The sequence below is a fragment of the Luteimonas changyuni genome (genome assembly GCF_039548395.1).
Taxonomy (GTDB): Bacteria; Pseudomonadota; Gammaproteobacteria; order Xanthomonadales; family Xanthomonadaceae; genus Luteimonas.
This window is the reverse complement of sequence record NZ_JBCLUZ010000026.1, coordinates 1-22,618: the sequence shown is the minus strand read 5'-3', so window position 1 is coordinate 22,618 and position 22,618 is coordinate 1. Positions and strand designations below refer to the sequence as shown.

Annotated in this window: 19 protein-coding genes and 2 tRNA genes; all 21 read left to right on the top strand. The window is 66.6% G+C overall.

The annotated features are described in order from the left end of the window. The first annotated feature begins 66 nt into the window (after nucleotides 1-66). Nucleotides 67-1,485, top strand: a complete 1,419-nt coding sequence (locus tag WCD84_RS10120; RefSeq protein WP_343281294.1) for a thioredoxin-like domain-containing protein — start codon at nucleotides 67-69, stop codon at nucleotides 1,483-1,485. Next, entirely contained in the window at nucleotides 1,482-3,374 is a 1,893-nt protein-coding gene (gene uvrC, locus WCD84_RS10115; RefSeq protein WP_343281293.1) for an excinuclease ABC subunit UvrC, read from the top strand. Before WCD84_RS10120 ends, uvrC begins: the two co-directional genes overlap by 4 nt. Continuing rightward, nucleotides 3,371-3,967: a CDP-diacylglycerol--glycerol-3-phosphate 3-phosphatidyltransferase gene (gene pgsA / locus WCD84_RS10110; RefSeq protein WP_343281292.1), complete on the top strand. Its 597-nt coding sequence runs from the start codon at nucleotides 3,371-3,373 to the stop codon at nucleotides 3,965-3,967. Before uvrC ends, pgsA begins: the two co-directional genes overlap by 4 nt. Nucleotides 3,968-4,040: 73 nt before the next feature. Continuing rightward, nucleotides 4,041-4,116 (top strand) — tRNA-Gly (locus tag WCD84_RS10105). 74 nt (nucleotides 4,117-4,190) lie between these two features. Next, nucleotides 4,191-4,264, top strand: a tRNA-Cys gene (locus tag WCD84_RS10100). 167 nt (nucleotides 4,265-4,431) lie between these two features. Next, nucleotides 4,432-5,226, top strand: a complete 795-nt coding sequence (locus WCD84_RS10095) for a tyrosine-protein phosphatase (RefSeq protein ID WP_343281291.1) — start codon at nucleotides 4,432-4,434, stop codon at nucleotides 5,224-5,226. Nucleotides 5,227-5,280: 54 nt separating this feature from the next. Further along, on the top strand, nucleotides 5,281-5,979 hold the full coding sequence (locus tag WCD84_RS10090) for a polysaccharide biosynthesis/export family protein (RefSeq protein ID WP_343255420.1): 699 nt from the start codon (nucleotides 5,281-5,283) through the stop codon (nucleotides 5,977-5,979). A gap of 43 nt (nucleotides 5,980-6,022) precedes the next feature. Then, the gene (locus WCD84_RS10085; RefSeq protein WP_343281290.1) at nucleotides 6,023-8,323 is read left to right on the top strand and encodes a GumC family protein; all 2,301 of its coding nucleotides are present in this window, start codon (nucleotides 6,023-6,025) and stop codon (nucleotides 8,321-8,323) included. Between the two features lie 28 nt (nucleotides 8,324-8,351). Beyond that, nucleotides 8,352-9,851, top strand: a complete 1,500-nt coding sequence (locus WCD84_RS10080; protein ID WP_343281289.1) for a J domain-containing protein — start codon at nucleotides 8,352-8,354, stop codon at nucleotides 9,849-9,851. After that, the gene (locus tag WCD84_RS10075) at nucleotides 9,848-11,110 is read left to right on the top strand and encodes a hypothetical protein (RefSeq protein ID WP_343281288.1); all 1,263 of its coding nucleotides are present in this window, start codon (nucleotides 9,848-9,850) and stop codon (nucleotides 11,108-11,110) included. The genes WCD84_RS10080 and WCD84_RS10075 overlap by 4 nt, the downstream gene beginning before the upstream one ends. Nucleotides 11,111-11,326: 216 nt before the next feature. After that, nucleotides 11,327-11,761, top strand: coding sequence for a hypothetical protein (locus tag WCD84_RS10070; protein ID WP_343281287.1), 435 nt, complete (start codon nucleotides 11,327-11,329; stop codon nucleotides 11,759-11,761). 80 nt (nucleotides 11,762-11,841) lie between these two features. Continuing rightward, nucleotides 11,842-13,263, top strand: coding sequence for an O-antigen ligase family protein (locus WCD84_RS10065; protein WP_343281286.1), 1,422 nt, complete (start codon nucleotides 11,842-11,844; stop codon nucleotides 13,261-13,263). Next, entirely contained in the window at nucleotides 13,256-14,539 is a 1,284-nt protein-coding gene (gene tviB, locus WCD84_RS10060; protein ID WP_343281285.1) for a Vi polysaccharide biosynthesis UDP-N-acetylglucosamine C-6 dehydrogenase TviB, read from the top strand. Before WCD84_RS10065 ends, tviB begins: the two co-directional genes overlap by 8 nt. 67 nt (nucleotides 14,540-14,606) lie before the next feature. After that, on the top strand, nucleotides 14,607-14,960 hold the full coding sequence (locus tag WCD84_RS10055; RefSeq protein ID WP_343281284.1) for a MarR family EPS-associated transcriptional regulator: 354 nt from the start codon (nucleotides 14,607-14,609) through the stop codon (nucleotides 14,958-14,960). After that, complete coding sequence (locus WCD84_RS10050; RefSeq protein ID WP_343281283.1) at nucleotides 14,929-16,464, top strand: lipopolysaccharide biosynthesis protein; 1,536 nt, start codon at nucleotides 14,929-14,931, stop codon at nucleotides 16,462-16,464. The genes WCD84_RS10055 and WCD84_RS10050 overlap by 32 nt, the downstream gene beginning before the upstream one ends. Next, entirely contained in the window at nucleotides 16,449-17,729 is a 1,281-nt protein-coding gene (locus WCD84_RS10045; RefSeq protein ID WP_343281282.1) for a hypothetical protein, read from the top strand. Before WCD84_RS10050 ends, WCD84_RS10045 begins: the two co-directional genes overlap by 16 nt. Further along, nucleotides 17,726-18,694 (top strand): polysaccharide pyruvyl transferase family protein, encoded by a 969-nt coding sequence (locus tag WCD84_RS10040; RefSeq protein WP_343281281.1) that lies wholly within the window; start codon nucleotides 17,726-17,728, stop codon nucleotides 18,692-18,694. Before WCD84_RS10045 ends, WCD84_RS10040 begins: the two co-directional genes overlap by 4 nt. Nucleotides 18,695-18,725: 31 nt before the next feature. Beyond that, nucleotides 18,726-19,796 (top strand): glycosyltransferase family 4 protein, encoded by a 1,071-nt coding sequence (locus tag WCD84_RS10035; RefSeq protein ID WP_343281280.1) that lies wholly within the window; start codon nucleotides 18,726-18,728, stop codon nucleotides 19,794-19,796. Beyond that, nucleotides 19,789-21,048: a glycosyltransferase gene (locus WCD84_RS10030; protein WP_343281279.1), complete on the top strand. Its 1,260-nt coding sequence runs from the start codon at nucleotides 19,789-19,791 to the stop codon at nucleotides 21,046-21,048. Before WCD84_RS10035 ends, WCD84_RS10030 begins: the two co-directional genes overlap by 8 nt. Then, complete coding sequence (locus WCD84_RS10025; protein ID WP_343281278.1) at nucleotides 21,045-22,130, top strand: EpsG family protein; 1,086 nt, start codon at nucleotides 21,045-21,047, stop codon at nucleotides 22,128-22,130. Before WCD84_RS10030 ends, WCD84_RS10025 begins: the two co-directional genes overlap by 4 nt. After that, nucleotides 22,127-22,618, top strand: a 492-nt coding sequence (locus WCD84_RS10020) for a glycosyltransferase family 2 protein (RefSeq protein WP_343281277.1), incomplete at its 3' end; no start/stop codon positions are given. The genes WCD84_RS10025 and WCD84_RS10020, both read left to right, overlap by 4 nt.

The window sequence follows — 22,618 nt, the reverse complement described above, 5'->3', positions numbered from 1 at the left end:
TACGCTCACCGCTGCCCACCGCCCGCCACGCCTCAATTCCCCGAAGGCTTCAAGTAAGATCCAGACATGCAGGCCGCACCCGAATTCCCGCCAGGCATCGACTGGCTCAACACCACCGAACCGCTGCGCATGTCCCATCTGCGCGGCCGGGTGACCGCGCTTGCATTCGTCAATGCCGGCTCGGCCTGGTCCAGCCAGACCCTGGTCGACCTCAACCACCTGCGCAACCGCCATCCCGACCGCCTCAACGTGGTCGCGGTGCACGTGCCGCGCTTCGACCACGAGCGCGAGCCGCGGCGCGTGGGCAAGCGCCTGGCGCGCAACAGTTTCGAATTCCCGGTCGGCCACGATGCCGACTGGACGCTGTGGCAGCACTACGGCATCCAGGCCTGGCCCACGGTGGTGCTGATCGATGCCGAAGGCCAGGTGCGCGAGCGCTTCGTCGGCGACGGCCAGCTGCGCGAGATCGACTCCGCCATCAGCCGCCTGCAGGCCGAAGCCACCCCGCGCTCGCTCAACGCCGAACGCATCGAGATGCGCCGCGGCGGCGAACCGCTCCTGCCGCTGCGCTTCCCGGTGGGTCTGGCGTTGTCGGGCAACTATCTGTACGTCGCCGACAGCGGCCACCACCGCGTGCTCGAATGCGACCTCAGCGGCCGCGTGCTGCGCCAGTTCGGCAGCGGCGGCGCCGGCTTCATCGACGGCCCCATGGAGCTTGCCGCCTTCAGCCGGCCGCAGGGACTGTGCATCGAGCGCGACACGCTCTACATCGCCGATACCGGCAACCACGCCGTGCGCCGCATCCAGCTGCGCAGCGGTGACATCGACACCGTGGTCGGCGCCGGCCGCCCCGGGGTGCCGGACGAAGGCCCGGTGACCGATCCGCGGATGGTCGCGCTGGACCAGCCGCGCGCGGTGTCGCTGGCCGCCGGCAAGCTGCACATCGCGACCGCCGGCGACAACCGCGTCTGGTCCTTCGACCTCGGTGCCCCGGCGATGGCGCTCCTGGCCGGCTCCGGCGCGCTGGCCGTGTACGACGGCGCGCGCGAACAGGCCTCGTTCGCCGAACCCGCCTCGCTCGCCGCCGTGCAGCAGCTGGTCTATGTCTGCGATGCCGCAGGCTCCGCGATCCGCTCGGCCAACGTCCGCAGCGGCCAGGTGAGCACGCTGGTGGGCCAGGGCCCTTGGACCCACGGCAGCGACGACGGCGCCCGCGCCAGCGCGCGGCTGCAGCAGCCGCAGGCCATCGCGCTTGACCCCGACGCGCCGGTGCTGTGGATCGCCGACAGCGGCAACGACAGCCTGCGCTCGCTGCGCCTGGGCGGCGGCGAACTCACCACCGTCATCCTGCCGCAGCGCCTGCACGCACCCTGCGGCATGGCCGTGGCCGACGGGGTGGTCTGGATCGCCGACACCGATGCGCACGCCGTGCTTCGCTATGACACCCGGGACGGAAGCCTGAAGCACGTTCCCATCGGCGAATGACCGCGGCCGGCGACCCCCACGCCGCCCCGGACGCCGCGCCCGCCTTCGACGGCAAGGACTTCGTCCGCGGCCTCAGCACGGCACCCGGCGTGTACCGCATGTACGCCGCCGACGACAGCGTGCTCTACGTCGGCAAGGCCGGCGCGCTGAAGAAGCGCGTGGCCAGCTATTTCAGCGCCAGCCCCAAGAACGCGCGCACCGCCGCGATGCTGTCCCAGGTCGCGCGCATGGAGGTCACGGTCACCCGCACCGAGGCCGAAGCGCTGCTGCTGGAAAACCAGCTCATCAAGTCGCTCAAGCCGCGCTACAACGTGCTGCTGCGCGACGACAAGAGCTACCCCTACCTGCTGCTGACGCGCGAGGACTGGCCGCGCATCGCACTCCACCGCGGCCCGCAATCGGTGCCCGGCCGCTACTACGGCCCGTACTCCAGCGTGGTCGCCGTGCGCGAAACGCTGAACCTGCTGCACAAGCTGTTCAAGCTGCGCAGCTGCGAGGACAGCGTCTTCAAGAACCGCACGCGGCCCTGCCTGCAGTACCAGATCGGCCGCTGCAGCGCGCCCTGCGTGGGCCTGGTGGAGGCCGCCGAATACGAAGCCGCCGTGCGCCGCGTGCGCATGTTCCTTGAAGGCCACAGCGACGAGCTGCTGGACGAACTCGGCGCCTCGATGGAGGCCGCAAGCGTTCGCCTGGACTTCGAAAACGCCGCCCGCCTGCGCGACACCCTCGCCAGCCTGCGCAGCATGCAGGCCCGCCAGTACGTCGACGGCCACGCCGCGGATCTCGACGTGCTCGCCATCGCCATGCAGGGCGCCAATGCCTGCGTGCTGCTGCTCGCCTTCCGCGACGGCCGCAACTTCGGCACCCGCGCCTTTTTCCCGAAGACCAACGGCGTCGACGAGCCGGCCGAAGTGCTGGCCGCCTTCGTCGCCCAGTACTACATCGCGCACCAGCCGCCGCGCGAGATCGTGCTCGACCGGGTGATCGACGATGTGGCCCTGCTTGAAGAAGCCTTCGCCCTGCAGGCCGGCCACAAGGTCACGCTCAAGACCAGCGTCCGCGGTGAGCGCGCCGGCTATCTCGACCTGGCCCGCCGCAACGCCGAGAACTCGCTGGCCACCCAGCTCGGCAGCCAGGCCGCGCAGGCCGCGCGCGCCGAATCGCTGCGCGAACTGCTGGGCCTGGCCGAGCCGGCAAAGCGCATCGAGTGCTTCGACATCAGCCACACCATGGGCGAGGCCACCGTTGCCTCCCAGGTGGTGTTCGATGCCGAAGGCCCGGTGCGCGGCCAGTACCGCCGCTACAACATCAGCGGCATCGAGCCCGGCGACGACTACGCCGCCATGCACCAGGCCCTGACCCGCCGCTTCAAGCGCGCCGCCGGCAACGACGACGCCGTGCTGCCCGAGCTGCTGCTGATCGATGGCGGGGCAGGGCAGGTGTCCCAGGCCAGGGCGGTGCTGGCCGAACTCGGCATTCCCGGCATCACGATCGTGGGCGTGGCCAAGGGCGAAGCGCGCAAGGCCGGCGACGAGACGCTGCTGCTGCCTGACGGCCGCGAGGTGAAGCCCGGCGCCGCGTCGCCCGGTCTGCAGCTGGTGCAGCAGGTGCGCGACGAAGCCCACCGCTTCGCCATCACCGGCCATCGCGGGCGCCGGCAGAAGGCGCGCAGCACCAGCCGGCTGGAAGACATCCCCGGCATCGGCCCGCGCCGGCGTGCGTCGCTGCTCAAGCATTTCGGCGGCCTGGGTGGCCTGCGCGCCGCGGGCGTGGCTGAAATCGCGCGCGTGGAAGGCGTCAATCTCGCGCTCGCCGAACGGATTTACGCCACACTGCACGGCCTGGACGCCCCCGCGCCAGCTGCAACGCGACCCCAGAAGGACCCATGAAGCTCACCCTTCCCACCTGGCTGACCCTGCTCCGCATCCTGCTGATCCCGGTGATGGTGGCGACGTTCTACATGCCCTGGCAGTGGAGCAACTTCGCCACCGCCGGCGTGTTCGGCCTGGCCGCCATCACCGACTGGCTGGACGGCTGGATCGCGCGTCGCTACCGGATGTCGTCGGCCTTCGGCGCCTTCCTCGATCCCGTGGCCGACAAGCTGATGGTCGCCACCGCGCTGTTCCTGATCGTGCAGGGCCATCCCACGCCGTGGATGGCGTTCTGGGCGGCGGTGATCGTGGGCCGCGAGATCGCCGTCTCCGCCCTGCGCGAATGGATGGCCGAACTCGGCCAGCGCGCCACCGTGAAGGTCGCCGCCATCGGCAAGGTCAAGACGGTCGCGCAGATGGTCGCGCTGCTGGCGCTGCTGTACGCCGTCACCCCCGACAAGAGCCCGCCGCGGCCCGAGCCCTGGCTGGGCAACCCCATCTTCCACATCGGCGACTGGATGCTGGCCGTGGCCGCGCTGCTGACCCTCTGGTCGGCCGTCCTCTATCTCCGCGCCGCCTGGCCCGCCCTCAAAGAAGGCGAACACAGCTGAAGTGTTTTTGTGGCGGCTCCCACCGGTTGGGTATTGACAGACTTTTTCTTCTGCCTAAAATAGCCGGCTCAACGCGGGAATAGCTCAGTTGGTAGAGCACGACCTTGCCAAGGTCGGGGTCGCGAGTTCGAGTCTCGTTTCCCGCTCCAGTTTTTGACAAGGCCCCGGAAACGGGGTCTTGTTGTGTCAGGGCCGGCAATTCGCTTGGCGCCAGTTTTACGTGGGCCTCATGGCAGAGTGGTCATGCAGCGGACTGCAAATCCGCGTACGCCGGTTCGATTCCGACTGAGGCCTCCATACAAAAAGCCGCCCCCGAGGCGGTTTTTTTGTTTGCAGATCGCCTATGTAGCAGCAGCTCTTTGTGGGAGCAGCTATAGCTGCTCCCACAAATGCCCTGTCGCGGCGGCGTCACGGGGCGGTGGTAAAGTGCCGCCCCCACCGCGCCGCCAACGGATTGTGCACGCGTGTATGACCTTCACTGCCACCTGCTGCCGGCCATCGACGACGGCGCCACCGATCTCGCCATGTCGCTTGCAATGGCGCGCATGGCCGTGGCCGACGGCATCACGCTGACCGCCTGCACCCCGCACATCTATCCCGGCCTGTACGAAAACACCGGCCCCGGCATCCGCGCCGCGATCAGCGCGCTGCAGGCCGAGCTCGACCGCGAAGGCATCGCGCTCAAGCTTGTGGAAGGCGCCGACGTGCACCTCGACCACAACCTGGTCGCCGGCATCCGCAGCGGGCACATCCCGACCATCGCCGGCTCGCGCTACCTGCTGTTCGAACCGCCGCACCACGTCGCCCCGCCGCGGCTGGAAGAGACGCTGTTCGAACTCATGGCCGCCGGCTATGTGCCCGTGATCACCCATCCCGAGCGCCTGACCTGGGTCGAACAGCACTACGAGACCTTCGTCCGCCTGGCCCACCGCGGCAGCTGGATCCAGGTCACCGCGGGCGCCCTGACCGGCCGCTACGGCCGCCGCGCGAAGCACTGGGGCGAGAAGTTCGTCGGCGAAGGCCACTGCCACATCCTCGCCACCGACGCCCATCACCCCACGCGCAGGCCGCCGTTGCTGGCCGAAGCACGCGAAGCCGCGGCCGTCCTGGTGGGCGCTGAAGAGGCTGATCACATGGTGAATACGCGGCCCGCGGGCATCGTGGCCAATGCTGCACCGGATACACTGCCCCCGTTGAAGGCGCCAGCGCCCGTCGCACCGCGCCGCGGCCTGCTGGCCCGGTTCTTGCGTCAAGCCTGATTTGCCCCGATCCGCCGACTCGCCCCGATCCGCCCGCTTTCCGAGGTCCCCCCCATGAAACAAGCCAGCCGATTCCTGATCGCGGCCGTGTTCGCTTTGCTGCTGGGCGCCTGCGCCTCGGGCGGGCGGAGCAACGTCGCCCACGGCATTGACCTGCCGCCGCCGGACACCACCTCCGCATCGGGCGCATACGAAGGCGCGACCGATTACCGCGTGGGTTCGCAGGACCTGCTTGAAATCAGCGTGTTCGGCGTGTCCGAACTCGCGCACCAGGCACGCGTGAACTCCAACGGCATGATCAACGTGCCGCTGATCGGCGGCGTCATGGCCGGCGGCAAGACGGTGCCCGAGCTCGAGAAGGAGCTCGCCGCCAAGTACGCAGATGGCTACCTGCAGAACCCGCAGGTCACCATCTTCATCAAGGAATACACCAGCCAGCGGGTCACCCTGGAAGGCGCGCTGAAGAAGCCCGGCATCTATCCGCTGACCGGCAAGACCTCGCTGCTGCAGGCGGTGGCCATGGCCGGCGGCACCGACGAATTCGCCGATCTCGAGGGCGTGGTGCTGTTCCGCCACGTCAACGGCGAGCGCATGGCCGCGGCCTATGACCTCACCCTGGTGCGCCGCGGCGAGCTCGACGATCCGCAGGTCTTCGGCGACGACGTGATCGTGATCGAGCGTTCCGGCAGCAAGTCGGCGTTCCGCGAGTTCATCCGCTCGGTGCCCGCACTCGGCCTGTTCCTCGCCCTGTAAGCCACCACGCTCCAAGCCCCCAGGTTACGGACAACAGACAGACATGCCAGACGACAATCTTCCGATCCGCCCGGACGGCGACAGGGACCAGCTTCCGGCGCATCGCGCCGATGCGAACCTGCCCGCCACGGCCGGTTCACGCGCGCTTTCCATCGAGATGTTCGACGACAGGCGCGGCGGCGACGAAGACGAGATCGACCTGCTTGCCTACTGGCGCATCCTGGTCAAACGCAAATGGCTGGTGCTGGGCGTGCTGGGCACGGTGGTGGCGCTGGCACTGATCGCCACGCTGATGATGCCGCCGGTGTACCGCGCCACCGCGGTGCTGCAGATCGACCGCGAGTCGGTGCAGATCCTGCAGGCCGAAGGCATGGGCAACGCCGAGGCCGCGGCCCCCGACTTCCTCACCACCCAGTACGAGCTGCTGAAGAGCCGCGCCCTGGCCGAGCGCGTCGCCAACGAGCTCAACATCGACGGCAACACCCTCGAGCGTCTGGACTCCACCGGCTGGTGGCAGCGCGCCACCGGTGCGCTGCGTCCCGAGCAGCAGGCCCAGGCCGATGACGCCGGCGCCGATGCCGCGGCCGAAGGCGAGGGCGACACCGCCGACCAGCTGGTGGACCTGCGCCAGGCCGTCGGCATCGTCCGCGGTGGCCTGACCATCGAGCCGATCCGCAACTCGCGCCTGGTGCGCGTGCATTTCGATTCCACGCTGCCGGCGTTCTCGGCGCGCGTGGTCAACGCCGTGGCCGACGGCTTCATCGCCCACGCCATCGAGCGCAAGTTCGACGCCTCGTCCTACGCCAGCAAGTACATCGAAGAACAGCTGGCCCTGGCCAAAGGGCGCCTGGAGCAGTCCGAGCGCGCGCTGGTGGCCTTTGCCACCAAGGAAAACATCGTCACCAGCGGCGAGGGCAGCCAGAGCCTGGAAAGCCAGAACCTCGGCGCGCTCAACACCGCGCTGGCCGCGGCGCAGGACGACCGCATCCGCGCGCAGGCCGCGTGGAGCCAGGTTTCCGGCGGCGGCCAGCTGCCGGCCGGCGCCATCGGCAACTCCATACTCAACACCCTGCAGCAGCAGCGCGCCACGCTGAACGCGCAGTACCAGCAGCAGCTCAAGACCTTCAAGCCCGAATACCCGACCATGCAGGCGCTGAAGGGCCAGGTCGATGAAGTCGACCGCCAGATCGCGCAGGAGCGCGCGTCGGTACGCGCCAGCATCAAGGCCGAGTACGACGCCGCGCAGACGCGCGAGAACATGCTCGTGGCCCAGCTCGACACCCTGCGCGACCGCACGCTGGACGTCGACAACCGCTCGATCGACTACAACATCCTGCGCCGCGAGGCCGACACCAACCGCCAGCTCTACGACAGCCTGCTGCAGCGCTACAAGGAAGTCGGCGTGGCCGCCGGCGCCGGCGTTGGCACCAACAACATCTCCATCGTCGACCGCGCCATCGCGCCCACCGGCCGCTTCAAGCCCAACCTGCCGCTGAACCTCGCCATCGGCCTGATGCTGGGCCTGATGCTGGGCGTGCTGGTCGCCTTCGTGCTCGAGTTCCTGGACGACACCCTCAAGGCGCCCGAAGACATCGAGCAGCACCTGCGCCTGGCCGTGCTCGGCATCATCCCGCACCTGAAGAAGCAGAGCGTGGCCGATGCCATGGCCGATCCGCGCTCGGCCTTTGCCGAGGCCTATCGCTCGGTGCGCACCGCGCTGCAGTTCTCCACCGACCAGGGCGTGCCCAAAGTGCTGCTGGTCACCAGCCCCAGCGCGTCCGAAGGCAAGTCGACCACCGCCAAGACGCTTGCGCGCAACTTCGCCCAGCTCGGCAAGCGCGTGCTGCTGATCGAGGCCGACCTGCGCAATCCTTCGCTGCACCGCTCGTTCGGCCTGCGCTCCGACACCGGCCTGTCCAGCCTGCTGGCCGGCGCCGCCAGTGCCAACCAGGTGATCATGGACACCGACGACGAGCGCCTGAAGGTGATCCTGGCCGGCCCGCTGCCGCCCAATCCCGCCGAGCTGCTGTCGGGCAGCCGCCTGCTCTCGATGCTGACCGTGGCCGCGGAAAAGTACGACCAGGTGATCATCGACGGCCCGCCGGTGCTGGGCATTGCCGATGCGCCCATCCTGTCCAACGTTGCCGGCGGAACGCTGCTGGTGGTGCAGGCGGGCGAGACGCGCATCAAGACCGCGCAGGCCGCGCTCAAGCGCCTGGCCGCCGCGCGCGCACGCGTGATCGGCGGGCTCATGACCCACTACGACGCCAAGGTTGCCGGCTACGGCTACGATTACGCCTCGTACTATTCCTACGGTACCCAGCCGAAACTGGCCGGGAAGTAGCGGTGGGGCGGGGGCCCGCAAGGGGATGATGGCGAACGCGGGCGAGGCACTTGAACTGGCCATGGGCCTGCTGCGCGCGCCGGCGCATCGCAGCGCTCTCCGCGCCCGGCCGCTGCCGCAGGGCATGGACACGCTGCTGGCGATCGCCTCCGGTTCGGCCGAGGCGTGCCGCCGCGCCGCGCAGCACACAGGCTACGACGAAGCCGAACTGCTCGAGGCCAGCCGCTTCTACGTCCAGCAAGTGCTGCTGGCCGAAGACGCCGACGCCTACCGCGTCCTCGGTGCAGACCGCAGCGCCGACCACGCCACCCTGCGCGACCACCACCGCCACCTGCTGCGCTGGCTGCACCCGGACCGCACCGGCCCCGGCACCCAGTGGGACTCCGCCCTCTCGAGCCGCGTCAACCAGGCCTGGAACCTCCTCCGCACCCCGGCCGCCCGCATCCAGTACGACGCCGCCAACCCCGTCTCCTCCCCCGAAGCCTCCCCTGCAGGAGCAGCTACAGCTGCGACCCGCGCGCCCATGGCAGCGGCGACAGCCGCGATCTCTGCCACGCCGCGCTACCTGCACCCCAACGCCGCGCCCCTTTCCCCGGCAGGCGCAGCCGCCGACGGCCAGCGCCTTTCCCCCGCGCCCATCCTGGTCGGCCTGCTCGGCCTCGCCTGCATCGTCCTCGCCTGGCTCGCCTTCACCCGCGAAGACAACTTCGAGGACGTGCGCAGCGGTGCTATCGCGCCGAACCGCATCGCCGCCGCGAGCCCGGCGGCCAACGGTCCGGTGAACGATCTCGCCGCCACCGCGGTAAAGGACCCGGCCGACACCGCGGCAAATGACCTGGCGAATGAACTGGCAAATGACTCGGCAAATGACACAGCCAACAAACCGGCAAATGACCCGGCAAATGCGGCGATTCCTGCACCCCCCGCGCCCCCGGCACCCCCGGCCTTTGTGGGAGCAGCTGTAGCTGCGATCCCACCTCCCGCCCCAGCCCCACCAGCTACCGCCCCGCTAGCCACACCCTCAACCATCACACCGGTCACTGCCGCGATCACACCCATACCAATCGCAGCTAGAGCTGCTCCCACAAAGGCTGCTGCCAAAGAGGCCGGGTCGATCGTATTTTCGGAGGCTGCGGGAATCGCAGCTATAGCTGCTCCCACAAAGGCTGCTCCTGCGGGGGCGGGGGATCCGCTGGGGCTCTTCATGGAGGCGGAAGACATCGTGCGCAGCGTCACCGACTACCTTGCTGCCGACGGCGCGGAGCCTGCCTGGCTCGACCTGCCCACCGGCCTTGAGGCTGCGGGCATCCGCACGCAGCTGCAGGCGCGCCATGCGCGCACCGCGCAGCCGCGGATGCTGGTCGATTCGCCCAACTGGACCCTGGATGCCATGGCCGCGTCCATGCTCGGCGCCTACCGCCTGGACGACCGCCGCGGCACGGTGGAAACCGGCGTGCTGCGCGTCGAGCTGATCCGCATGGACCAGGCCTGGCGCGTGGTCGGCCTGCAGCTGGAGCCTGCCCGATGAGCACCGCACGCTGGATCGCCTTTGCCGCGCTTCTGGCCGCACTGCTCGCCGCCGGCGTGGCCCTGGTCAACACCCACGGCGATCAGGCCGCGCTCGAAGCCGACCTCGCCGCCGCCGAAGCCGCCCTTCGCGAAGACGACGCCCCGCGCGCGGCAGCCATCGCCCGCAGCGTGCTTGCGCGCGAACCCGCGCTTGGCCGCGCCTTCGGCATCCTTGCCCGCGCCGAGGACGGGCAGGGCGATGCCGCCGCCGACCGCGCCCGCTACCAGGCCGCCGCCCGCCGCGCCCCGCGCGACCCCCAGGTCCGCGGCTGGCTCGCCACCCAGGCCCTGCAGTCCGGCGATTTCGCCGCCGCCGCGGACCACCTGGACGCGCTGCTCACCGTTGCCCCGGCGCAGCGCCGCGACCTGCTCAAGCTCATCGCCGAGCTCGCCCAGGACCAGGACTTCGCCGATGCCTTGGCCAGCCACCTGCTGCAGCGGCCGCAGTGGCGCCAGGCGATCCTGCGCGCAGCCACCGCCAGCCGCCTGCCCACCGCCGCCGACAATCTGCACGGCGCCCTGCGTGCCGAGGGCGGCCTGGCCGGCGATGAAGCCGCGCGCTGGATCGACGGCATGCTGCGCGACGGCCGCTGGGGCAGCGCCTACGCACGCTGGGTCAGCGGCCTTGCCGACCCCCCCGCGCGCCTGCCCGTGCCCTGGAACGGCAGCTTCGGACGCGCGCCGTCATCGGCCGGCTTCGACTGGCGCGTGCGCCGCACGCCGGGCGTGCTGGTCCAGCGCATCGAACTCGACCGGCCCGTGCCCGCCACCGCCACCGGTCCCGCCGAGCCCGCCGATCCCGCCCGTCACGCCGCGCGCCTGCGCTTTCTCGGCCGCCCGGTGGCCAACACCGGCCTTGAAGTGCCGCTGCTGCTCGCACCCGGCGAGCACCTGCTGCAGCTCCGCGCCCGCACCCGCGACCTGCGCTCCGACCAGGGCCTGGAATGGACCCTGACCTGCAGCGATGGCCGCACCCGCATCGCCAGCGGCGCCCGCATCCGCGAATCCCGCGACTGGGCCGCGCTGGAGCTGCCCTTCACCGTGCCCGAAGGCGAGGGCTGCGAGGGCCAGTGGCTGCGGCTGGTGAACCCGGCCCCGCGCGGCGTCGCCCAGATCCTGCGCGGCGAGCTGGATATCACCGCCGTGACCATCATCCAAGCGCCGTCGGCAGCACCGATCCCGGATCCGGTCACGACGCCCGCCGCACTGGCACGGTAATTGCGACATGCTTCACGGTTCCGCCGCCCGGGATCCGCTGCAGCGGACAATCGCCAGACAGCGCGCCGCATTCATATCACTGTCGCATCTTGCTGATATTGCACACAAAATTCACGCAACCGTCACCTCAAAACCCTTGCATCGACGGCGCCTTGTCCGTATTCTCTATTGCGACGCAGCATGCGTCACCCCCATACGCACCACCGGAAGGACTCCATGAAAACCCATCGCCTCCTCATTGCCGCCGCACTGGCCACGCTGTTTGCCGCGCCCGCCCTGGCGCAGAGTGAGTCCGCAACGCTCCGCATCGACAGCGGCAGCGCCATGGTCAGCAGCGGTGGCGAGTTCACCAGCGCCGCATCCGGCACCCAGCTCGCCCCCGGCAGCCGCGTCATGCTGACCGAAGGCAGCCGCGCCACCCTGGTCTATCCCAACGGCTGCACCCAGGCGCTCGGCGCCGCCGGCGTGCACGGCGTGCCCGCCACGTGCGTGTCCTCCAGGTCCGCCGCGGTCGTTCCGGCCCAGGCCGGGGCCACCGGCGTCGATATGGGCGGCGCGGCCATCATCAGCGGCATTGCCGTTGCCGGTGCCGCCGTTCTCCACGCCATGGACGACGAAGACTACGTTCCGCCGCCGCCGGTCAGCCGCTGACCGCAGCTCGCGTAAACCGGTAATACTGGCGGGACGGGGCTGGCCCCGTCCCGCTTTCGTTTTGTCTGGGCAAACACAGCATGCGCGGCGCGAACGCCCGACCACACACGCACGACGGCACGCTCGACCTCCAGGGCCGCATGGGCCTGGCGTCGGTCTGCGTGCTGCTCGCGCTGTGCGTGATGACCGGCGGCAGTTCCCAGGAATCCGGCGGTGGCGAGTTCGCCGCCCAGCTGCTGGCGCTGCCGCTGCTGGCCTGGGCCGGCTGGCGCCTGCTGCGGCAGCCGGGCGGCGCCATCCACGCCATCTGGCTGGCGTTGGCCGCAGTGCTGGTCGCGATCCCGCTGCTGCAGTCGCTGCTGCCCGGCGGCATGGGTACCGGCACGGGCAGGGCGGCCCTGGTCGGCGACCTGGCGCAGTTCGGCGTCGACGGCCCCAAGCGCTGGTCGCTGGCGCCTGCCGCCACCCGCTCCGCCGCTTTCTACTTGCTGCCGGCACTCGCCATCTTCGCCATGGTCCTGAGCCTGCCGCGCGCCGCGCACCGGCGCCTCGCCCAGCTGATCGTGGTGCTGGCCGTGGCCAGCCTGCTGCTGGGCGTGGCGCAGATCGGCGCCACGCAGGAAAGCCCGCTCAACCCCTACCCGCAGTGGAAGCCGGCGATGAACGGCTTCTTCGCCAACCCCAACCACCAGGCCACCCTGCTGGTGGTCGCAGCCACCCTTGCGTGCGCGCGCCTGGCGATGGTGGCCGGCGCCTGGCCGCCCGGCCGCCCGCATCGCCTGATGCACGGCACCGTCGCCGCGCTGGTGATGCTGCTGGCCGCCGTGGCCCTGCCGCTCACCGGCTCGCGCGCCGGCGTGGTGCTGATCATCCTGGCCTGCGCCCTGGTGGTGGCCGCGCACTGGCCCGCCTGGCGCGGCGGCACCCGCAGCCGGATTGCCCTGGCCGCAAGCCTGGCCGTGGCCGCGCTGGCCCTGTTCCTGGCCCTGCGCTGGATGCAGGTCGATGCCGTCGACGAACTGCGCGGTCCGCTGCGCGCGCTTACCGGCGAGATCGCCGCGCGCTTCGCGCCCCTGGGTGCCGGCGTTGGCAGCTACGTGCCCGTGTTCGAGCAGGAAGCCCCGCGAGACCTGCTGATGGGCGAATACATCAATCACGCGCACAACGAATACGCGCAGTGGTGGCTCGAGGCCGGCGTGCCCGCGCTGGTCGCCATGCTGCTGGGCGCCGCGGCCTTGGCACTGACCTTGCTTGGGCTGCTGCGGCAGCCGGCGCAGATGCGCGGGCTGGGTATGACCGCGCTGGTCGCGCTGGCGGCGATACTGGCGCACTCGCTGGTGGATTACCCGCTGCGCACCCCGGCCATGCTGGCCGTGGCCGCGGCACTGGCGGGCATCGCCGCGGCGCAGGCCGCAGGCAGCGACAAGGGACGTTCAAGGGCGAAGGCCCCGCGCACAGCGCGGGACGCGCCCATCATGCAAAGGACAGGATTCAATGAGTGATTTTCCGACGCCGCAGGACACCCGCATCGCCGTGGTGGGCCTGGGCTACGTGGGCCTGCCGCTGGCGGTGGAGTTCGGCAAGCAGTACGACACCGTGGGCTTCGACATCAACGCCGCGCGCGTTGAAGAGCTGCGCACCGGCCGCGACGCGACGCTGGAAGTAGAGCCGGAGTTGCTGGCCGAGGCCACGCGCCTCACGTTCACCAGCGAAGCCGACGGCATCGCCGCCTGCAACGTCTACATTGTGACCGTGCCCACGCCGATCGACAGCGCCCGCCGCCCGGACCTCACCCCGCTGCGCAAGGCCAGCGAGTCGCTGGGCAAGGTGCTGAAGGCCGGCGACACCGTGGTGTACGAGTCCACCGTGTATCCCGGCTGCACCGAGGAAGTGTGCGTGCCGATCCTGGAGCAGGTGAGCGGCCTGACGTTCAACGTCGACTTCTTCTGCGGCTACTCGCCGGAGCGCATCAACCCCGGCGACAAGCAGCACCGCGTCACCACCATCATGAAGGTCACCTCCGGCTCCACGCCGGCCGCCGCGGACTTCGTGGATGCGCTGTACGCAAGCATCATCACCGCCGGCACCCACAAAGCCAGCAGCATCAAGGTGGCCGAGGCCGCCAAGGTCATCGAAAACACCCAGCGCGACCTCAACATCGCCCTGGTCAACGACCTCGCGATCCTGTTCAACAAGCTCGGCATCGACACGCTGGAAGTGCTGGAAGCCGCCGGCACCAAGTGGAACTTCCTGCCGTTCCGCCCGGGCCTGGTGGGCGGGCACTGCATCAGCGTGGATCCGTACTACCTGACGCACAAGGCGCAGGAAGTGGGGCACCACCCGGACGTGATCCTGGCCGGGCGCCGCACCAACGACGGCATGGGCGCGTACGTGGCGGGTGAGGTGATCCGGCTGATGGTGCGCAACGGCATCAACCCGGTGCGTGCGCGGATCCTGATCCTGGGGCTGGCGTTCAAGGAGAACTGCCCGGACCTGCGGAATACGCGGGTGGTCGACATCATTGGCGCGCTGCAGGGGTATAACGCGCGCGTCGATGTGTGCGACCCGTGGGTGGATGCGGGCGAGGCGAAGCACGAGTACGGGCTGAGCCTGTGCAAGCCGGGCGACGGTGAGTACGACGCCATCGTGGTGGCGGTGGGGCATGAGGAGTTCCGGAAGCTGGGCGCGGCAGGGATACGCGCGCATGGCAAGCCGGGCGCGGTGTTGTATGACGTCAAGTATGTGCTGCCGCGGGAGGCCGTGGACGGGCGGCTCTAGCCGCATTGCTGCAGTGCCGCACAGGTAGTATCCTGAGCGACTGTTCAAGCCGTGAACGCCCATATCCATGCGCGAATCTGCCGACGAGCTCAGCGTGGCCCTGCTGCGGCGCCTTGCGCACGCTCCGCGAGCGAGCCAGCGCGAACTTGCACGTGACACCGGCGTCTCCTTGGGCAAGCTCAACTACGCCCTACGTGCCCTGATCGACAAGGGCTGGGTGAAAGCGGGCAACTTCGGCCGCAACCAGAACAAGCTCAGCTACGCATACCTGCTGACCCCAAGCGGAATCGAAGCGAAGGCCAAGCTCACGCAAGCTTTCTTGACACACAAGATGGGCGAGTACGACCGCTTGCGCGCCGAGATCGAGGATTTGCGGGAGGAGCTTGGCGATGGCGGCGCGTCGGCGGCAAGGCGTGAGTGAAATCCGCCGTGGGGCGCTGCTGTCCTACTTCACGATTCTGGTCGTCAACCTGTCCGGGTTGCTGCTGACGCCTTTCATCATCCGATCGCTGGGTAATGCCGATTACGGGCTGTACCTGCTGATCGGTTCGCTGGCGGCGTACCTGGGCGTGCTCGATTTCGGTCTGAACAATGCCGTGACCCGCTATGTTGCCCAATGCGCGGCGAAGAGGGATCGCGCGCAGGAAGCACGCTTCCTCGGTGCGGCGCTGGTGGTCAACGCGCTGGCCGCAGCCACGATCATTGGCTTGGGGGCGATCTTCTACGCCAATATCGATGCGTGGTTCAGCGATACGCTCGACGCAGCGCAGCGGGAGCAGGCGCGGATCATGTTGCTGCTGCTAATCGCGAACGTGGTGCTGACAGTTTCGTCGAGCATGTTCACGGCGATCTGTGCGGGACATGAGCGGTTTGCCTTTCCGAAGCTGGTCAATCTGGCCCGATACCTGCTGCGAATCGGGCTAATCCTTGCGCTGCTCCGCAGTGGCGGCGGTGCCGTTGCGCTGGTTGCCCTGGATGCGACGCTTTCGTTCTTCGTGTTCTTGGCCAATGCGTTCTACGCGGTGCGAAGCATCGGTGCGCGGTTCAATCTGAAAACCTTGAACATCCAGCTCGTACGCAGTGTGTTGACGTTCTCCGCCTGGGTATTTTTGTTCGCGATCATTGGCCAACTTCAGTGGCACAGCGGGCAGATCATCGTCGGCAAGACCATCGGTATGGAGGCCGTGGCCGTGTACGGCATCGGGATCATGTTCGGGACCTACTATGGTGCATTCTCGGCGGCGATCACCAGCCTGTTCCTGCCCCGTGCCACCTACATGACCGTCGCCAACGCGAGCCCGCAGGAGCTTGGTGCGGAAATGGCGCGGATCGGCCGCATGGCGCTGCTGATCCTGTTGCTGATCCTTGGCGGGTTCGCAGCCTTCGGGCGTGAATTCCTGCAGCTTTGGGCTGGCCCTGACTATGGCGCAGCCTGGTTGGTGGCGCTGGTGATCATGCTCGCCTACACGGTGCCGTTGGTGCAGTCGTTCGCGAACCAGTTGCTTGAAGCCAACGCCCTGTTTGCCTTCAAGGCCAAGGTCTACCTTGTGGCGCTGCCGCTGGGCGTCGTCCTGGGCTACTACTTGCTGGAATCGTTGGGTGTTCTGGGCATGGCGCTCGGGATCGCGTCTGGCTGGGCAGCAGCGATCGTGATCATGAACGTCTACTACCACCGCGTTCTCGGGCTGGATATTCGGGGCTTCTTTGGCGTCCTATTGAAGGGCATCGCTCCGGCGTTCGTAGGCTGCCTGGTCGTTGCGGGCGTCTTGCGAATGTTGCCAGCAGCCGGTTGGTCGGTGCTCTTTGCCAAGATGGCGACCTTTGGCGCTGCCTACGCAGCGTTGATGTATCTCGTGGGGATGAATAACAGGGAGCGGAATGAAGTGAAGAGCATGCTCGAGAGGTTCAAGTGGACGCACGCATAGTCGTTGAACGCGCATGGTTGAGCCACGATGGACGCCGGATCAACTACAGCTACAAGGGGACCGGGCGCGCCGCGAAGTTCTTCTCGGGGCGGCCGTCGCTGTACGCGGAATACGAAGTTGACCTGGGTGATGTCCCGGAGAGCATCCTGCTCATTCCCTTGGTTGCCAATCTGGCACCGATTGCTTGGCTTGCTGGCGTGCCACTGGACGTGCCGACACTGGACGCAAGGTTCCTTGCGGCGCTTGGCCAGGTGAAGGCAGTTTTCATGAAGGACTATCCGGAGATTTCAGGCGAAGACTCACCGATTCAGGCTGAGACTTCGGTTGAGAACGAGGCTCGCGGATCGAAGCACGCGATGCTGTTCAGCGGAGGCGTAGACGCGTACGCCACGTTCTTCCGCCATCGAGAAGAGGGGCTTGATCTGATTTCGATTCGAGGAGCGGACATCCCTGTTGGTGACGTCAATCAATGGCAAAGACTTGTTGATCTCAATGCTGGAGAGCCGCTCCTGTCGAAGCACGCCAAGCTGCATGTCAAGGCCAATCTTCGAGACTTCTATTCCTATCGCGTCAGCCTTCTGATTCCGACCAAGACCTGGTGGGGTACGGTGCAGCACGGACTTGCATTGAATGCGGTGGTCGCGCCGTTGGCGTATGTCCTCGGTTACTCAAAGTCGTACATCGCGTCCTCATACACCAAAGCCATCCAGATCGTATGGGGCTCGACTCCTGAGATTGACAACGCTATCAGTTGGTCTGGGTGCGCGGTAGAGCATGATGGGTACGAGCTCCAACGCGTTGAAAAGATTGGCTTGATCGTTTCCGCAACGGCAGCCGCTCATGACAAGGTCAACCTGCGTGTCTGCTACTCGGAACTCAACGACGGCCTCAACTGTTCGAACTGCGAGAAGTGCTTCCGGACAATGCTTGGACTTTCTCTGTTCGGCGCCGATCCGGCGAAGTACGGCTTTCATCTCCGCCCGAGTACCTACCAGAGCATGATCGAAATGGTTAGGAACGGGTTTAAAGGGGCAGGATCCCGGTATTTCTGGTGGGAGCTTTCTGAACGCATGCGTGTCGCTGAGCCGGCTGATGTCCATCTGTTGGGCATCAAGGATGAGTATTTGATTTTGAGACGAGTGTTGGGAGATGAACTTGATCGGCCGGTCCAGGCCCGAGGCCCAAGCCCATGGAAGCTCGCGCTGATAGAGCGATTCCCAACGATGTTCTCGATGTATCTGAAAGTTCGGAGGCAATTCTCTTGAAGTACGGACTGCTGACCTACGCCGAGAACCAGAAGTTTTTCAACGTCGGCGACTATATCCAGAGCATGGCGGCTAAACAGTTCCTGCCACGGGTGGACGGGTTTCTCAATCGGGAAGCCCTTGCCGACTACACCGACGGCCCGATCAAGCTGATCATGAATGGCTGGTTCACCCACAACGTCACCAATTGGGTTCCAACGCCGGCAATCGATCCTTTGTTCGTCTCGTTTCATGTGAACAACACAGCTGCCCCGGGAATGCTGGACGACAAGGGGGTCACCTACCTGAAAGCGCATGAGCCCATCGGCTGCCGCGACCAGTTCACGGTCGAGACCCTGCGTGCCAAGGGCATCGACGCCTACTTCAGCGGTTGCCTGACGCTGACGCTCGATTCCTACAGGGTGGAGGATTCGGAACGGGGCGATGCGGTGTACATCGTCGATCCGCTGTACGGCTATCCGACGCGAGAGAAGGTGACCTACAACTATCGCAGGTTCCTGCGCTCGATCCAGAACCGGGACATCTTCAAGATCGGGCGCCGTGCCAGGCATCTTGGCAACCTGATCGACGAGGAGCTGCTTGCAAGCGCCGTTCATGTGAATCAGGAGCCGCCCGCCAACACGTACAGCGATGCGGACAAGTTCGCGATGGCCGAAGACCTATTGCGCAAGTACGCCAGGGCCCGACTCGTGATCACGTCGCGGATCCATTGTGCGCTACCCTGTCTTGCGCTCGGTACGCCAGTGATCTTCGTCAACGGCTTCACCACCTTCGTCGATTCCTGCCGGTTCGACGGGATCCTTGATCTGTTCAATCGGGTGGATGTGGACAGCAATACCGGGGACTTCGTGGCGAACTTCCCGCTGCGTGGAAAGATCGATGCCGACACGATGGTGGTGAACAAGGACCTTCATCATGGTCTTGCCGATGCCATGAAGACGACCTGCAGGGGGTTCGTTGCGTGACGGAACCGGAAGCCACTCGGGTCTCGCGACGATGAAGGTCCTGTACGTCGCCAACGGCATCCGCGGCAGCGGTGGCCTGGAGCGGGTGCTGCTGCACAAGGCGTCCTATCTGTGCGACACGTACGGTTATGCCGTCGGGATCCTGGTGCTCAACGAGCCGCCGGGAGCGCCGTTCTACCCGGTCAGCCCAGCCGTTGAAGTCCGCCATTTCCATGCGTCCGGGTCGGCCGTGGCTTATCTGCTGGCATACCGGAAGGGGCTGCGGAAAGCCGTGGCGCAATTCCGGCCGGACGTGGTCAGCGTCTGCGACGACGGCCTCAAAGGCCTGCTGGCGCCACTGCTGCTGCCGCGCACTCGCCCGGCGCTTGTGTATGAGCGCCATGCCTCGCTGGAGTTGATGCGCTCGCCGTGGCAGAAGGCAGTGATGCGCCCGCTGGCGCGTCTGTATGACCGGCTGGTGCTGCTCACCCAGGGCAATGTGAAGGAGTGGGGTGTTCCGGGTGCTGTGGTCATTCCCAATCCGTTGCCGGACTTCGAAACGGGTACGTCGCCCGCGAGGAAGCCGCAGATCCTGTGCGTGGGCAGTTTGAGCCACAACAAGGGCCAGGACCTGCTGATCGAAGCCTGGGCAAGGATCGCAGCGCGTCACCCCGATTGGAGCGTACAGGTGTACGGGAAGGGCGATCCGGGGCCCTTGATCGCGCTGGCGGCGGCCCGTGGCGTCGCGGAACGCATCGAGTTCCACCAGCCGGTGGCCGACATCGCGTCGCGGTACAAGCAGGCCAGCCTATTCTTGCTGCCATCGCGTTCGGAGGGGTTTGGCATGGTGTTGCTGGAGGCGATGTCCTGCGGCATGCCGTGCATCAGCTTCGACTGTCCAAGCGGCCCCGGCGACATCCTGACCGATGGCAAGGATGGCGTACTTGTGCCGGCCGAGGACGTCGCGGCGCTGGCGGCTGCCATGGATGCACTGATCGACAACCCCGCCCAGCGGGAGGCCCTCGGCCAGCAGGCCCGCATCACGGCGCAGACGTACCGGATCGATAAGATCGCAGCGAGTTGGGACCAACTGTTGACCTCGCTGGTGGCGCGCAATGTCTGAGCTGCACGCCAGTGACGATGCGGCACGGCGGCACATCCTGCTGATCATCCCCTACGGCGGCGTTGGCGGCATGGAGCGCCTGGCGCTGAACCTGTATCGCCACTACCGCAGCTTGGGCGACCGGGTGAAGGTGATGAAGCTGGTCCGGCTGCCCGACGACATCGTCAACTTCGGCGAGGACGAAATCGCCCTGTCCGAGCGCGACCTGACCGAGATGTCCGCGCTGCGGCGCGCCGGCTTCTATCTGTCGATTCCGTTCTCCATCGCCAGGACGGTGCGCGCGCATGGCATCAGCCATTCGATCGCCATGGGCGATATGGGCAACCTGTTCAGTTCGTTGAGCCCGTCGCGCGAGTTCAGGGTGGCCAGCATCCACTCGCTCAAAAGCGCTGAGCTGGCTGGCGGCGGCGTGCTCAACCGGATCTTCGGGCTGGCCTATCGCAGCTCGTACCGTCGCTTTGATCGCGTGGTGAGCATCAGCAGGGCGATACGCAACGACCTGCTGGAAAACTGCGGTTATCGCTTCCCGCACAATCTGGATGTGGTCTACAACCCGCATGACCTGACTTCCATCACCGAGGCGGCCACAGAGGCGCTGGCGCCAGAAGAGGCAGCGCTGTTCTCGGGGCCTACGGTGGTGTTCCTGGGCCGGTTGACCGGCGTGAAGGCGCTTTGGCACCTGATCCGGGCCTTCCAGGCCGTGTTGGAGCGCGGCATGCAGGCGCGCCTGGTTTTTATTGGCGACGGCGATGCGAACCTGACCGGCTATCTGCAGTCACTGGTGGACGGTTACGGCATCGCGGCGCACGTGACCTTCCTGGGGCGGCGAACCAATCCATACAAGTATCTTTTCCACGCCGACGTGCTGGCCTTGAGTTCCCATTTCGAAGGAACGCCCAATGTCATCGTCGAGGCCATTGCGCTCGGCGTGCCGGTAGTGAGCAGCCACTGCACCGACGGCGTGGTCGAGCTGATGAGCACGCGCGATGTAGGCGGGTTCGATACGCCGCTGGCGCTGGAGGCGGGCATCATGACGCCGCCCTTGACCGGACGCCGGGACGAGATCACGCACCAGACGCCGATGATGCCCGCCGAGCTGGCGCTGGCCGATGGCATTGCGGCAGTGCTGGAGAATCCCAGTTATCGTGAGTCCGTGCGGCGGAATCGGGGGAAATTGCTGCAGAAGTTCGAACTGGCGCGATCAGCGCATGCCTATCTCGCGCCTGCCACTAGGGCCACATCTTCGCCATGATCGATTTCATTCCGCTGCAGAGCTATGCCTTGGTGGTGAACACCATCGTTATGGCGGTGGTGGCGCTGCTGGCCTTGCTGGTGATCCGACATCCCCATGCCGTGATGGCGCAGCCGGGGATTCGGAACAAGGTACCGCGGGCGTTGGGCGAGACCGCGGTCGTCGTGCTGTGCGTGCTGGTGGGGTTGCGGCCGATCAGTTACGTGTTCGGCGACATGGGCAACTATTATCGCCGCTTCGTAGAGTACTCCGCAGGGATGAGTCCCGCCGGTCGCGATCCTTTGTTCGACGGGATCATGTGGCTGTTCGCACAGTTCAACGCGCCCGGGCTGTTCTTCCTGTTCTGCGCGCTGGTGTACGTGATTCCTTTGCGGATCGCCAGCCAGCGGCTGCTCGCCAACTACTGGCCCTTGGGCTTCCTGTTTCTGATCGCCCACATCTCGTTCTACGGATTCGCTGTCAACGGGATCCGCAACGGCATGGCGATGTCGCTGTTCACGTTGGCGATCACCTATCGCCGATGGCGGGCCTGGCTGCTGATGGCTGTCGCGATCGGGTTGCACGGCTCCCTGATCCTGCCCGTTCTGGCGTGGGCCGTGGCCAGCTTCGGCTTCAGGGCGAAGTGGTTCATCGCCTTCTGGATTAGCTGCTTGCTCATCTCGCTGGCGGTCCCGGGCGTGGCACCGATTCTGGCCAACGTGCTCCCGGTGGATGATCGCCTTGCCCAGTATGCGGCGATCGCTGGCCAGTACGACGAACAGTTCTCCAGCACCGGATTCCGCTGGGACTTCGTGCTCTACAGCGCGCTGCCGATAGCAGTTGGTGCGTTCTTCATCTTCAAGAAGAGGCGATTCGATGCGTTCTACCTGAAGCTCTTCAACACGTATGTGATCACCAATGCGGTCTGGTTGCTTCTGGTCGAACTGCCGTTTTCCAATCGTTTCGCCTACCTGTCCTGGGGCATCATGGGCCTGGTAATCGCATACCCACTTATCAAATGGAAAGTATTCAAACAGCAGCATGTAGTATTTGCCCTGCTTTTGGTTGCGCTGGCCGGGTTCAGTTACGTCTCACAGCTATGAAAACGATCACTGTATTCACACCTACCTACAATCGGGCCCATCTTCTCAGTCGGCTGTATGAAAGCTTGCTGCGCCAGACCTGCCAGGACTTCATCTGGCTAGTGGTCGATGACGGCTCCAACGACGGCACCCGCGAGTTGGTTGCCGGCTGGCAGGCGGAAGGGCGGATCGAAATTCAGTACGAGTACAAGGCCAATGGCGGCATGCATACTGCCCACAATCTTGCATACGACCTGATCGAAACGGAGCTTAATACTTGCATAGATTCCGACGATTGGATGCCGGACGACGCGGTGCAGATGATCTTATCGCGATGGGGCACGGTGAGCGATGATCCGGCAGTTGCAGGGATTGTGGGTCTTGACGAAACGCCAGATGGCGACATCATCGGGACGAATCTGCCGGCTGATGGAACGCGCTGCACACTGTCGGGCTTGTACGCGCATATGCATGTGCGCGGCGACAAGAAGCTCGTGTATAGAAGTAGT